Below are 12,944 nucleotides of genomic sequence, written 5' to 3' on the forward strand. Positions count from 1 at the left end.
GCCTGCATGAATCTTCGGCCCTCCTTTCATTCGGAGGGAGAGGCCCGGAGAGCTGCGCCCTCCTTTGGAGGGAGAAGCCGAAAAGCTTCGAGCGCCCCTCCTTTGAGGGAAAGGCTCCCGGAAGCTTCGCTCTGCTAGAGTCCATCTGCTTGCATGAAGTACAGAATCATCCATCCACTCCATAGGGGGAAAAACCATGAAAGCCAAAAAATCGCTCCTGCTGCCGATGGCGGCGCTGCTCTCCATGTCCGCGGTGCTCGCGGCCTGCGGAGGAAACAACAATAACGCAGCATCCAATACGGAATCGCCGGCGGTCAACTCATCCGCTGCGCCGACTAACGCAACCGCTTCCAACGAGCCCGACACCTCCAAGGAGGTCAAGCTGAAAATGCTGCTCGTCGGCGGCAAGCCGGCCGACTACGACAAAGTATTCGGCGAGCTGAACAAGAAGCTCAAGGAGCGCATCAACGCGACGGTCGAGGCCGAATTCCTCGACTGGTCCGACTGGAACCAGAAATACCCGCTGAAATTCGCGGCCAACGAAGACTTCGACCTTGTCTATACGGCGAACTGGGCTTACTACAACGACCAGGCGCTGAAGGGCGGCTTCCTGGAGCTTACGGAGGACATGCTGAACAAGTATGCGCCGCAGACGGTGAAGAACATGCCTCCGGTCTCCTTCGACCAGGCGAAGGTGAACGGCAAGCTGTTCATGGTGCCGAACAACAACGTCGAAGTGAACGACAAAGTCATTCTGTACCGCGAGGATCTGCGCAAGAAATACAATCTGCCGGAGATCAACAGCCTCGAATCCTACGCCACTTATTTGAAGGCGATCGCCGCGAACGAAAAAGGCATGCTGGCCTACGGCGCCAAAGCAGGCGACGGCTGGAAATGGCATGAGATGGACCAAGCGACGCTGGAGCAGCACAACGACTGGAATCTGGTCGACATGACGCTGCCGCTCGCATATAAGATGGACGATGCCTCGGGCAAGATCTTCAACATTTACGATACGCCCGAGTTCAAGCAGCTGCTGACTTACTACAAGGATCTCTCCGACAGCGGCGTCTGGTCCAAAAACGTCGTCAGCAACAAAAACGACGTCTGGCAGGATATCAAAGCCGGCAAGGTCGCTTCCTACGCTGCGCAAAATCTGGGCACCGCTGGCTCCAACCTCGCCGAGATGCGCCGGGACAACCCGTCCCTGGAGGTCGCCATCGCGGACATCACGCCGGACAAGAAAAAAATCGCGGCCATCTCGACGCAGAACGGCATGGCGATCCATGCGACATCCAAAAATCCGGAGCGCTCGCTCATGCTGATCGACCTGCTGCAGAACGACAAGGAGATCCATGATCTCACGATGTACGGCATCAGCGGCACGAACTATGTGCCGGAAGGCGACGACAAGTACAGTGCCGGCCCAGCCGCGGCGAACTACACCGGCTTCTCCAACTGGGGCTGGAACTCGCAGCTGAACCGGACCGACTCCTCGTATCCGCAGGAAGCGAACGATATTTTCGAGAAATGGCAGTCCAGCATCTATCACTTCCCGCTGGAAACGTTCGTCTTCGACGATGCCAAGGTGAAGACGGAAGTGGCCAGCATCAGCAACGTCATGCTGCGCTATTCGATTCCGCTGGAATACGGTCTGGTCAAGGATTTGGACAAAGGCCAAGCCGATCTGATCAAGCAGCTGAAAGCAGCCGGCATCGAGAAGGTCATGACGGAAATGCAAGCCCAAGTGGACACGTTCCTGGCCCAGCAGAAATAAGCCATGCGGGAGGAGACCCTGTCGTCTCCTCCCGTTTGCATCTTTTTGGAACCATCGCGGGGTGTCGACCGTTCCTGAGCTTTCCTTTTCTTTAAGAGAGAAAGTCTTCGGAAACGGCGCTCCGGATTTCGATTCCATTGCGGCCGCCAAGACAAGGCGGCGAAGCTTCCTTTTTTTCATTTCATTCGATCAAGGAGTGGTAACGTTGATTCCAAAACATCCCCCCGTCAGCAGCAAGCTGCCTGTGCTTATGCATGGAGCGGATTACAACCCCGATCAGTGGCTGCATGATCCGGCCATTCTGGAGGAGGACATCCGGCTGATGAAGCTGGCCGGCTGCAACGTCATGTCGGTCGGCATCTTTGCCTGGGCGGCACTGGAGCCGGAGGAAGGCCGGTTCGAGTTCGGCTGGCTGGACGACCTGCTCGACCGCTTCGCAGCGAACGGAATCTATGCCTGGCTGGCGACGCCGAGCGGAGCCCGTCCCGCCTGGATGTCGCAGAAGTACCCCGAGGTGCTGCGCACCGGCGCGAACCGGGTGCGCAATCTGCATGGCATGCGGCATAACCATTGCTACAGCTCCCCGGTCTACCGGGAGAAGGTGGCGATCATGAACGGCAAGCTGGCGGAGAGATACGGCGATCATCCGGCTGTCGTCGGCTGGCATATTTCCAATGAGTATGGCGGCGAATGCCACTGCGAGTACTGCCAGGACGCTTTCCGTGAATGGCTGAAGGAGAAGTACGGCACGCTCGACAAGCTTAATGCGGCATGGTGGGCGACCTTCTGGAGTCATACGTACACGAGCTGGGAGCAGGTGGAGTCCCCGGCGCCGCATGGCGAGAACATGGTACATGGCCATAATCTGGACTGGCGGAGGTTCGTGACGGACCGGACAACCGATTTTTGCAAGCACGAAATGGCGCCTCTGCGAGCCGTCAATCCGCAGCTGCCATGCACGACCAACATGATGGACCTGTTCTACGATCTGGATTACCGCAAGCTGGCCGAAGCCATCGACGTCATCTCGTGGGATGCCTACCCGATGTGGCATAAGGATGCTTCGGACACGCATATGGCCGCCTGGTTCTCCTTCAACCACGACCTGTTCCGCTCGCTCAAAAAGAAGCCGTTCCTGCTCATGGAGAGCACGCCGAGCCTGACGAACTGGCAGCCGGTGAGCAAGCTGAAGCGTCCCGGCATGCATCGCCTCAGCTCGCTGCAGGCGGTCGCGCACGGCGCTGATTCGGTGCAATATTTCCAGTGGCGCAAAAGCCGGGGCTCCAGCGAGAAGTTCCACGGCGCGGTCGTGGACCATGTCGGGCATGAGCATACACGCGTGTTCCAGGACGTGGCCGAGCTTGGCTCCGAGCTGGCGGGACTTGCAGATGTAGTTGGGACGGATGTGCCCGCGGAGGCGGCCATCCTGTTCGACTGGGACAACCGCTGGGCGGTGAACGATGCCCAAGGTCCGCGCAACGGCGGCCTGCGTTACGAGGATACGGTCGTGCAGCATTATCGCGCCTTGTGGGAGCTTGGCGTGCCGGCCGATGTGGTCGGCTCGCAGGACGATCTGAGCGGCTACAAGCTGCTGATCGTGCCGATGGCTTACCTGCTGCGCGAAGAAGCGGGACGGAAGATCGAAGCGTTCGTGCGCGGAGGCGCCACGGCAGCGATCACCTACTGGAGCGGAGTCGTGGACGAGCATGACCTGTGCTATCTGACCGGCTTCCCGGGTCCGCTGCGCGAGGTGGCGGGCATCTGGGCGGAAGAGATCGAAGGGCTTCATGACGGAGACCGCAACGCTCTCGTCATGCGGGACGGCAATGCGCTTGGGCTTGGCGGCTCGCATGAAGTCCATGAGCTGTGCGAGCTGATCCATGCCGAAGGAGCGGAAGTTCTGGCCGTATACGGCGACGATTTCTACGCCGGCAGGCCGGCTCTGACCGTGAACGCCTTCGGCGCCGGCAAAGCCTATTATTTGGCTGCGAGAGTGAAGGAAGATGAGTTCTACCGCTCCTACTACGAGCGGCTTGTCGAAGAGAGCGGGGCTCGGCGCGCCGTGAAGGCGGAGCTGCCGCCGGGAGTGACGGCCCAGCTGCGCTGCGGCGGAGGCAAGGAGTTCGTGTTCCTGCTTAATTTCTCAGCCAAGGAAGCGGCTGTGCGGCTGGAGGAAAGCGAGGCCGGATGGTCGGACTCCTCGACGGGGGAACCGGCTGCAGGAGAGATCGTTCTGCCGGTCAACGGCGCGATCATCTTGGTGAGGGAGATCGGGTAAAGGGTTTGATTATGGAAAAGAGCAAAGAGAGAGCAGAACATAGAACAGAACATAGAGCAGAACATAGAGCAGAACATAGAGCAGAACATAGAGCAGAACATAGAGCAGAACATAGAGCAGAACATAGAGCAGAGACGGCGAAGCTTTGGCCGTTTCTGCTTTTTTTTCAATCTCTAACACCGAGCTTGCAGGAATAAATACTTGGTTAGCTTGGAAAACATCAAATCTCTTTACTTCCGGACTTTATGTCGAGCTGGGATTAGTCTCTTCGGACATGATCCGGGAAAAGAGGGAAGCTTCTGCAGCGTTCCGCAGCTTCCTTCCTGTTTCCTCACCGCAACACTCGCTTTATACTTGAATTCCGTAGGATAGATCTTATCTGCGGAAGAGGTGCGGGGATGAACGAAATCAAAATAGCTCTGGTCGGCGATTATAATGAGGAAGTTGTGGCTCATGGGGCGATACCGCAAGCGCTGCGGCTATCTGCTGGACAATCGGAGCCGCCGTGGAGCCGGAGTGGGTCCCGACGGATTCTTTGCAGGTAGATATCGCAGATATTCTAGCGAATTATCAAGGCATCTGGATCACTCCAGGCAGTCCTTACCGGAGCATGCAGGGTGCATTGAACGCGATCCCATGGCATCATCCCACCAGGCTTTCGGTGGCGTTCCTGGTTGTGACAGGTCAAAGCAGATGCACTCGCCATCCAAAATAGCTGTCTTGACCGGTAAACGAATCTGAGCAAGCTTCGGAAAACTATTCGTGACCTCCGTACCTTCGCGGGTAAATGCCCGCACGGTGTAACCATGATTATAATGAATGAGGATCCGAAAACCATCCCATTTCAGACTAGACATCCATCCCTTTCCTTGCATAACTGTGGCAGAAGATCGAAGCAGCATCGGTCTAATCGGTTCATTCAGCATGATAAAACCTCCAAGCTGACCAAAGCATGTTAAGCTGCTTCAGGGCATTATGAGATTACTGGGAGCGAAGCGAGACTAACTAGAGCTGCTTAGGTTTCTACAAATAGGGGTAGCGCCAACATTTTGACCGTTTTATACGCTAAGCATTAGCGGACATGCATTTTCGCCATTCCTGATGACCTTAGCGGACGTAAATAGCCGCTTACCATCATACTGATAACCGCTAATGATGTTTAGCGGTCATTAAAAAAAAAGAAGCTATTCCTTCATGGTAGTTCTAAAAGACGATTTGCATATTCTGATTGAACGGCTCCAAGAACCCGATCAAAAAACATTTCTTTGACTTTCTTCAATATTTGATCGAACGTTCAGAAAGATAGTCGCTGAGCTGGGAGAAGATAGAACTGCAGGAATCCGACGGCGAGCCTTTGACTGAAGAAGAACCCTTTTTTTTCATCACGCCTCTCTTGGATATCAAAGCAATAAACCACCAGTAAAATATACCGGTGATTCGAATAAGGAACTAATTTAAAATTTTCTTATTTAACATTGGTACTTTATGTCGATTTCTTTTCTCTGCTCGCTGAAACGGGAGAATGAGAAATGAAAAGACACCTTCATTATATTAGTCAAAAAATAATTTCAATCCTACTCACCAGACGAATAGCCTGTACGGATGCGTTCACCGTCTAACATCGTATCTGGCTGTTTATGATTTTTTAGAATTGATCTTAATTTCCTGTTGAATATGAATACTAATTTAATTATAGCAAAACCAACCAGAGTGCCAACTGTATTTAATATCAGATCATCAACATCAGCAGCTCTGTAACCAATTCCAATAATTTTATTAAGAGTAAATTGTAGAGTCTCTATTGCAAGACTAGCGAGTACACCTACAAGTAATACCTTTCTTATTGTAATATTTTTTCGAACAAAGGGGAGGTAAATTCCAAGAGGTATAAACATAATAATATTTCCTGCCACTTGTTTTCCGATAGTCATATAAGAACCAAATTCAAGACCACTCTTTATGTATTCGATTATAGAATGAAATGGAATAAAATTGTTTTGGTATTGGGTTTTTGGATGACTAATAAAAGAATCTATCAAGCTTTTTTGATAAGGAAATGGAAATATGGTCACTGAAATTACAACAATGAAATAAATACAGAATACGCAGTAGATAATATGTTGATTCAATGAATACTTATATTTTCTATGTAAAAAGATAATAGTAATCAAATAAACAAAAATGATAATAATTGCTGGTAATTTGTAGTTTAACATCACATCAATTTGCACCTCACTATATCTTATTTGGTAATTTTCAGTTAGTAATGCCAAAGAGAAAAAAAGATCAGATCTTTTTTTCTCTTCTGAGACCTGTATAGTTTCCATAGGCTCCATTATATACAGATCCTACATATGGAGAGGAGAACAGATTATCCTCGAATATCTTAGTTTCAATTTGACTTCCAGAAATCTGTGAACCAGAGTAGTAAGCTGTGTTTGTGTGCACATAGATTTTTGTGTGACCAGCTGCTGGAGTCTGAGAACCTTGTACCGCGACTTGATGAGTGAAATCATAAGTAAACGAATTGGAGAATGCGAATGCTGCAGTAGATACCAAAAGTCCAAATGCAAGAACGGCGGAAGATCCAATCATTTTCATTTTCTTCATTTTGTACTCTCTTTTTTGTCAATATTTCCCTCAATAGAAATGTTAATGGAAATTGATGCGGGAGTAAATAGTTGAATATTACTAAGTTATTGTGTTCCATTTTGTCTAATTGTCGTAAAGTATCAACCAAAATGATGGTTCTTCAATACTTTAGGTGCATATTATATCGGGATTCCTTCTTTTTAGCCCCAAAGGAATTTGGACAGTACACATATCACCTAGCAAGATTATCATATTATCGTTGTTTTTTTGCGGTTTTAAGTACTAGTTTCTCGACAGGGAAACTGAGCGACAACAGTAACCGCTTTACGCAAACGGCAACCTCGGGTGCCCATTTTTACCTCTGAGGTGGTCAACTTTTTGATAGATAAATACACATCATTTCGCTCATTTGCGTTCAACAAATAATTACAGGGGTGTACGACCAAAATCATGCCCGGGAGCATGCAATCCCGCTTAGTGGCAGCTGCGGAGGTTTCCAGCACACGGTCATCGAGTTCGCCCGCAACCGGTTAGGGATGGACTCCGCAGACCATGCGGAAGAAAATCCGGATGCGGATGTGCTGATGGTCGCTCCGCTGGCCTGCTCCGTGAGCAATCAGTCTCACCGGTTCAAGCTGGCCGCAGGCTCCAGGATTAGAGAGATCTATGGCCGCGACGAAATTTCCGAGCCTTACGGAATTTGCAATTACGGTCCCAACCCTTTTTATATCGACAGGCTGGAAGCGGCAGGCTTCAAGGTCTCCGGCACCGATCTGAACGGGGAGATCCGCATCATGGAATTGGACACACATCCCTTTTTTATAGGAACCTTGTTCCAACCGGAGCGTTCCGCCTTGCAGGGGCTTGTCCATCCGCTCATCACGGAATTTGTCCGCAGCGTTGTTGAGTAAGATTGCATGGATGCCTGACCGACTTTCGGGCAGTGTGGATTAAAACCATAGGAAGAAGCTTCGCCGACTGCGATGCAGGACGGGCGAAGCTTTTTTTGTAAGACAGGACTAGATGCTTATCTGTATCGGACATACGATCCGTTATTTTCGATAATATCCGAATATTCACTGTGTATCGGACATACGATCCGTTATTTTAGGTAGATGACTCGATTTTGGGAGAGAATCTCTGAAATAGCGGAACTCATGTCCGTTAAATTTTTTTGAATGGGCATTTTCGTGGAAATAGCGGAACCTATGTCCGATAGGCTGATCCATGGGGAAGAAATTCATGACGAAGCGATTTCTGCTGAAAGCGTATTTACATAATCTTCCCAGGGAGCTAGGATTTAACTGAAGGAATAATGGTCAACATCGGCGCGGATTCGAATCATGGCAAATCTCGCACCGCGAAGTAGAGGGCTGGAATGGAACGGTACGCGTATTACAAAGACATGTTTGAATCGCTTCCGAAGCCGTTCGCCTTCGTCGATCTGGATCAGTTGGACGCCAATGCGGCGGCTGTCGCCAGGGAAGCCGGGGACAAAAAGGTGAGAATCGCCAGCAAGTCGATCCGCTGCGTCGATCCGCTGCGGCGGATTCTCGGCTCCAGCCCGGTCTTCCAGGGCATCATGTGCTTCACAGCCACGGAAGCGGCCTATCTCGCTCGGAAGGCTTCGACGATCTGCTGCTCGGTTATCCGCAAGCAGCAGCTTCAATATTAAATCCCAAAAAGGCGGTTGATTGTTTTGGCCAATGAGCTTGAAAAACCCGTCATCCGTCTGCAGGACGTGCGGATGAATTACGGCAATAAATTTGTTTTGAAAGGCATCGACCTGGAAGTTTATCCCGGCCAGATCATCGGATATATCGGCCCCAACGGCGCGGGCAAAAGCACGACGGTCAAGCTGATGCTTGGACTTGAAACCGGGTACGGCGGAACGATCGAGGTGCTCGGACATAATTTGTCCGAAGGCTCGTCGGCTTACAAAGGACGCATCGGCTATGTGCCCGAAACGGCCGAAATCTACGATACGCTCAGCGCGAGGGAATACCTGACCTTCTGCGGCGAGCTGTACGGACTGAAGCCGGAGGACGCCGATTACAAGGGAGCCAAGCTGATGCGCCTGTTCGGGATGGAAGAGGTGTATGATTCCCGGATCGATTCGTATTCCAAAGGAATGAGGCAGAAGGTGATGCTCGTCGCCAGCCTGCTCCACAATCCTGACCTGCTGTTCCTCGACGAGCCGCTCAGCGGACTGGACGCGAACAGCGTCATGATCGTCAAGGAGATCCTCGCTCAGCTTGCCGCCGAAGGCAAGACGATCTTCTATTCCTCGCATATCATGGACGTCGTGGAGAAGATCAGCAGCCGCATCGTGCTCCTGCATGACGGGCATATCGCCGCGGACGGAAGCTTCGCCGAGCTCAAGGCGCAGGGAGCGGAAGGCTCGCTGGAGCAGATCTTCAACGACCTGACGGGCTTCACCGAGCATGCCGAGATCGCCGGGAGGATCGTCCAGGCGGTTCAAGAGGACTATAGCTGATGCATGGACTCGTAATGAAGCTGCTGGACAGGTTCAGCGGCATGTTCCGCCATGCAGGCATCGACTACCCGGCGCTGCGCACGATCGTAAGGATCAAGCTGACGATGGACGGGCGCAAGCCGAACGGCGTCCTGGAAGCGATAGGGAAATCCAAGAAGCCTTCTCCAGACAAGCCGGAGAAGTCGCCGTTTGCGGTCAACTGGCTGTACGTCCTGATGAGCCTGGCGATAATTCCCTTTCTTTTTCTGAACGATAGTTTGGCCGGCATGACCTTCGTGTTCACGCTGCTGATGTTTTTTCAGGGGACGGCGATGATATCCGATTTCTCATCGGTCATGCTGGATACCCGGGACAGGTCGATCCTGAGGACGAAGCCGGTGGACGGACGCACGCTCGGGATGGCTAAGACCGTCCATATCATCGTTTATCTCTTTCTGCTCACCGCCTCTCTGGCCGCGCTTCCGCTCATTGCGGTGTTCGTCTTCAAGGGTGCGGCCGCAGGGCTGGTGTTCCTGCTTGAAATCATGCTTGTGACCGGACTGGACATCTCCCTCACGGCGGCTGTCTATTATGCCGTGCTTCGTTTATGGGATGGAGAACGGCTGAAGGATATGATCAACTACATCCAGATCGTGCTCGCGATCGTGCTCCGGCCGGTGCCGGGATTTCACGATGGCCTCCTTTACCAAATCTCCACCTCCTGTTGACGAATAAGGGACACTCACCCGTTACCCTTAAATTGGAAATCAATCATGCATAACCGGGAGGAGCGGATGACGGTGAGATTGATCGTGATGGGAGATCTTCATTATCATGAATGTGACAGGTCGGTACCGGGATTGCACGATGCGCATGCTTCATTCTACAGCCGTTTGTTGGACGAGTTTCTCGAAGCGGAGGCGGACCTGCACATTTCCTTGGGGGATCTGACCAACTATGGAACGGCCGAAGAGCTTCGGCAGGTATACGGATTGCTGAAGCGCAAGCAACGGAATTTCATCCATGTCCTGGGCAATCACGACCTGTACGCGCAGACGCGGGCCGAGGTGCTGAACATATCCGGACAGCTGCGGTATCATGCGTTCGACGCCGGCCATGCCGTCCTCGCTTTCCTCGACACGGCCAAGGAGCAGGACTATGAGGATTGGGGAGGCTGGGTCGATCCGGAGCAGCTGGATTGGCTGGAGGAGATGGTCATCGCTTCGGGAGACCGGCCTCTGCTCGTCTTCGGCCATCATCCCGTCTACGCCACGACCGCACGCTCCGAAACGGATAAAGGCTCCATTCACCCCGATATCGATATGTGGAGCATCCTGCGCAAGAAGAAGGGCGTCGGCATCTACTTCAACGGGCATACCCATGTCGATTCCATCGCGGTCCGTGGCCAATGGTCGTTCGTCCAGCTGTCCGCATGCCTGGATGTTCCTTCCTTCCGCATCGTGGATGTCGAGCCGGAACGGATTGCGGTCCGCGCCGTTGAAGTGACGGATGAAGAAGCCATCGGAGGCTTGCCGATCATTCACCGGCACATGAGGCATTTCAGCCCGACTCTCGGAGCCAAGGGACTGCACAGGGATCGCGAGCTCGCCATACCCCTCAAGGATACCGTGCTGCCGGGATGAATGCCGAACAGTTCCGCAGCCTGCTTGAAGAACGCAGGATCATCGCCTCGCTCAAGCAGCCCAAGCATATCGAGCTTGCGCTGGAGCTGCGCAGCCGGTTGTCCGGCGTATTCCTGCTGATGGGGCATATCGGCGTGCTGGGCTCGTACGTCGATGTTTTCCGCAGCCACGGCATACCGGTCTTCCTCCATCTGGAGAAGATCGGCGGGCTCAGCACGGATTCCCACGGCATCGACTATTTGGCCAAGACGATACGTCCTGCCGGCATCGTCTCGACCAAGACGAGCGTGATCCGGGCCGCCAAGAAACGCGGCTTGCTCACCGTGCAGCGCTTCTTTCTCGTGGACAGCGAAGGACTGAGCAATATATCCGGCAGCCTGGAGCAGACGATGCCCGACATCATCGAGCTGATGCCTGCGCGCATTCCGGAAATGATTGCGCGCGTACGCCGGTTCGCGGACGTTCCGATCATCACCGGCGGCTTGCTCAGCGAGCCCTGCCAAGGCCGGCTATGCCTGGACTACGGAGCTGCCGCGGTCTCGTCCTCCGATCCGAGGCTGTGGCGGGCCGACTATTCCGGGCAATCGGGCAGCGGATTGGAACGATCGAGCTAGGCCGAGCCTCTTCACGTATTCTTCGCATGACGTTGACGTTCGATTGACATATCGAGCCTATACTGGGCTTGTACAAGTAAATAGAAACGGTCGGAACCTCAGGAGAGACCTTAACCCGCCGCGGATCGATATCCGCGGTACGGTTAAGGTCTCTTTTTCTGCGCACCTGCGCTCCGGCCGGATCAAACCATACCTTGGAGGGGATCCATATCATGGCAAGAAAAACGATGATCGCAGCGATGTCCATCCTGCTCTCCGCGGCGCTCGCCGCTTGCGGCACGGGCGGGGACAACACAGGAACTGTCGAGGCGGAAGGCGGCCCGAATGCGGCAGCGGCGGGATCGGCTGCATCCGAAGGCAAGATCACGATCAAATATTGGTACGCCTTCGGAGACAAGATCGAAGAAGCCAAGCAGCATCTCGTCAAGGAATTCAACGCTTCCCAGAACCGGATCGAGGTCGTGGCTGAGCATCAAGGCAATTACGATGATCTTCACGCCAAGGTGCAGGCGGCTTTCGCTGCCGGACATGCTCCCGCCGTCACCGACCTTGAGATCGCCTCCACGGGAGTATTCGCCCGCTCCGGCATGCTGGAGGAGCTGACGGCCTATGCGGACCGCGACAAGGACCAGCTGCAGCTGGACGATTTCAATCCCGGCCTCATGGGCAACGCCTATGTGGACGGCAAGCTGTACGGGCTCCCCTTCATGCGCAGCACGCCGATCCTCTACAAGAACGTAACGATGCTGAAGGACGCCGGACTCGATCCGCAAGGACCGAAGACATGGGATGAGCTGGAGCAGTATGCCCGCGTGCTGAAGGAGAAAGGCAAGACCGGCATGACGGTGCCGGCCGACATCTGGTTCTACGAGGCGCTTGTCGCCCAGAGCGGAGGCCAGATGCTGAGCGAGGACGGCAAAAAGGCCGCGTTCAACTCTCCTGAAGGCGTTGCGCCCGTAGAATTCTGGAAAAAGCTTGTTGCCGAAGGGCTGATCAAAATTCCGGTAGGCGACGAAGCGGGCGCCACGGCGGACAAGGACTGGGCGAACCAGCTGTCCGCGTTCAAGTTCGGCTCCACGGCAGGCGTCACCGGCAGCCTGGAGATCGCCAAGGGCAACGGCTTCGAGCTCGAGACGGCTTTCATGCCGGCGAACAAATCCTACGGCGTGCCGACCGGAGGCTGCCAGCTCGTCATCACGTCGAAGAGCAGCCAGGAAGAGAAGGACGCGGCCTGGGAATTCCTCAAGTGGATGACGTCCAAGGAGAATACGATCTACCAGCACAAGCATGTCGGCTATCTCCCGACCCGTCTGTCCGCCGTTCAGAGCGAAGAGCTGCAGACGCATTTCAAGGAATACCCGCAATTCAAGGTGGCCGTCGACCAGCTTCAATATGCAAGGCCGCGCCCGATGGAGAACGGGTATCCGGAGGTGACCCGAATCGTCCGAACTGCCATCGAGAAGGCGATTCTCGATCCGAAGACGACCCCTCAAGCGGCGATGGACGACGCGGCCAAGAAGGCGGACAAGCTGCTGTCGAAATAGGCTGGGCCTAGACAAACCGG

The 12,944-nt window shown here is 53.7% G+C and carries 12 protein-coding genes; 9 read left to right on the plus strand and 3 right to left on the minus strand.

Annotated features, from left to right (window positions below; genetic code table 11):
• Nucleotides 1–196: 196 nt before the first annotated feature.
• Together AC06G8_RS05395 and AC06G8_RS05400 are read left to right on the plus strand one after the other, a co-directional pair.
• Nucleotides 197–1,777 (plus strand): extracellular solute-binding protein, encoded by a 1,581-nt coding sequence (locus AC06G8_RS05395; RefSeq protein ID WP_480284637.1) that lies wholly within the window; start codon nucleotides 197–199, stop codon nucleotides 1,775–1,777.
• A 250-nt stretch (nucleotides 1,778–2,027) separates the two neighbouring features.
• Nucleotides 2,028–4,055 carry a beta-galactosidase gene (locus tag AC06G8_RS05400; RefSeq protein WP_480285389.1) on the plus strand — a complete coding sequence of 676 codons (2,028 nt, stop codon included), beginning with the start codon at nucleotides 2,028–2,030 and terminating at the stop codon, nucleotides 4,053–4,055.
• A 584-nt stretch (nucleotides 4,056–4,639) separates the two neighbouring features.
• Here the strand turns inward: AC06G8_RS05400 and AC06G8_RS05405 are convergent.
• From AC06G8_RS05405 to AC06G8_RS05415, 3 genes are all read right to left on the minus strand, one after another.
• Nucleotides 4,640–4,981 carry an ATP-dependent DNA ligase gene (locus AC06G8_RS05405; protein WP_480284638.1) on the minus strand — a complete coding sequence of 114 codons (342 nt, stop codon included), beginning with the start codon at nucleotides 4,979–4,981 and terminating at the stop codon, nucleotides 4,640–4,642.
• Between the two features lie 648 nt (nucleotides 4,982–5,629).
• Nucleotides 5,630–6,391, minus strand: a complete 762-nt coding sequence (locus AC06G8_RS05410) for a VanZ family protein (RefSeq protein ID WP_480284639.1) — start codon at nucleotides 6,389–6,391, stop codon at nucleotides 5,630–5,632.
• Nucleotides 6,342–6,665 (minus strand): hypothetical protein, encoded by a 324-nt coding sequence (locus AC06G8_RS05415; protein WP_480284640.1) that lies wholly within the window; start codon nucleotides 6,663–6,665, stop codon nucleotides 6,342–6,344. The genes AC06G8_RS05410 and AC06G8_RS05415 overlap by 50 nt, the downstream gene beginning before the upstream one ends.
• 416 nt (nucleotides 6,666–7,081) lie before the next feature.
• On the opposite strand from AC06G8_RS05415, the gene AC06G8_RS05420 reads away from it, so the two are divergent.
• The 7 genes from AC06G8_RS05420 to AC06G8_RS05450 all read left to right on the plus strand — a co-directional run bounded on the left by AC06G8_RS05420 (nucleotide 7,082) and on the right by AC06G8_RS05450 (nucleotide 12,924).
• Nucleotides 7,082–7,558, plus strand: a complete 477-nt coding sequence (locus AC06G8_RS05420) for a CTP synthase (RefSeq protein ID WP_480284641.1) — start codon at nucleotides 7,082–7,084, stop codon at nucleotides 7,556–7,558.
• Between the two features lie 467 nt (nucleotides 7,559–8,025).
• On the plus strand, nucleotides 8,026–8,322 hold the full coding sequence (locus AC06G8_RS05425) for a hypothetical protein (protein WP_480284642.1): 297 nt from the start codon (nucleotides 8,026–8,028) through the stop codon (nucleotides 8,320–8,322).
• A 72-nt stretch (nucleotides 8,323–8,394) separates the two neighbouring features.
• Nucleotides 8,395–9,144 carry an ABC transporter ATP-binding protein gene (locus AC06G8_RS05430; RefSeq protein ID WP_480285390.1) on the plus strand — a complete coding sequence of 250 codons (750 nt, stop codon included), beginning with the start codon at nucleotides 8,395–8,397 and terminating at the stop codon, nucleotides 9,142–9,144.
• Nucleotides 9,144–9,851 (plus strand): hypothetical protein, encoded by a 708-nt coding sequence (locus tag AC06G8_RS05435; protein WP_480284643.1) that lies wholly within the window; start codon nucleotides 9,144–9,146, stop codon nucleotides 9,849–9,851. The genes AC06G8_RS05430 and AC06G8_RS05435 overlap by 1 nt, the downstream gene beginning before the upstream one ends.
• Before the next feature lie 66 nt (nucleotides 9,852–9,917).
• The gene (locus AC06G8_RS05440) at nucleotides 9,918–10,766 is read left to right on the plus strand and encodes a metallophosphoesterase family protein (RefSeq protein ID WP_480284644.1); all 849 of its coding nucleotides are present in this window, start codon (nucleotides 9,918–9,920) and stop codon (nucleotides 10,764–10,766) included.
• On the plus strand, nucleotides 10,763–11,380 hold the full coding sequence (locus AC06G8_RS05445; RefSeq protein ID WP_480284645.1) for a glycerol-3-phosphate responsive antiterminator: 618 nt from the start codon (nucleotides 10,763–10,765) through the stop codon (nucleotides 11,378–11,380). The genes AC06G8_RS05440 and AC06G8_RS05445 overlap by 4 nt, the downstream gene beginning before the upstream one ends.
• A 212-nt stretch (nucleotides 11,381–11,592) precedes the next feature.
• Nucleotides 11,593–12,924, plus strand: a complete 1,332-nt coding sequence (locus AC06G8_RS05450) for an ABC transporter substrate-binding protein (protein WP_480284646.1) — start codon at nucleotides 11,593–11,595, stop codon at nucleotides 12,922–12,924.
• The last annotated feature ends 20 nt before the right edge of the window (nucleotides 12,925–12,944 follow it).

This window comes from Paenibacillus sp. SJS-P3 (assembly GCF_056711585.1).

Excerpts from the sequence above, each read along its gene's own strand:
- AC06G8_RS05400 (WP_480285389.1), top strand. The coding sequence starts at position 2,028 with ATGCATGGAGCGGATTACAACCCCGATCAGTGGCTGCATGATCCGGCC.
- AC06G8_RS05430 (WP_480285390.1), top strand. The coding sequence starts at position 8,395 with ATGAATTACGGCAATAAATTTGTTTTGAAAGGCATCGACCTGGAAGTT.
- AC06G8_RS05440 (WP_480284644.1), top strand. The coding sequence starts at position 9,918 with ATGACGGTGAGATTGATCGTGATGGGAGATCTTCATTATCATGAATGT.
- AC06G8_RS05395 (WP_480284637.1), top strand. The coding sequence starts at position 197 with ATGAAAGCCAAAAAATCGCTCCTGCTGCCGATGGCGGCGCTGCTCTCC.
- AC06G8_RS05445 (WP_480284645.1), top strand. The coding sequence starts at position 10,763 with ATGAATGCCGAACAGTTCCGCAGCCTGCTTGAAGAACGCAGGATCATC.
- AC06G8_RS05405 (WP_480284638.1), bottom strand. The coding sequence starts at position 4,981 with ATGCTGAATGAACCGATTAGACCGATGCTGCTTCGATCTTCTGCCACA.
- AC06G8_RS05415 (WP_480284640.1), bottom strand. The coding sequence starts at position 6,665 with ATGAAGAAAATGAAAATGATTGGATCTTCCGCCGTTCTTGCATTTGGA.
- AC06G8_RS05410 (WP_480284639.1), bottom strand. The coding sequence starts at position 6,391 with ATGGAGCCTATGGAAACTATACAGGTCTCAGAAGAGAAAAAAAGATCT.
- AC06G8_RS05450 (WP_480284646.1), top strand. The coding sequence starts at position 11,593 with ATGGCAAGAAAAACGATGATCGCAGCGATGTCCATCCTGCTCTCCGCG.
- AC06G8_RS05435 (WP_480284643.1), top strand. The coding sequence starts at position 9,144 with ATGCATGGACTCGTAATGAAGCTGCTGGACAGGTTCAGCGGCATGTTC.
- AC06G8_RS05425 (WP_480284642.1), top strand. The coding sequence starts at position 8,026 with ATGGAACGGTACGCGTATTACAAAGACATGTTTGAATCGCTTCCGAAG.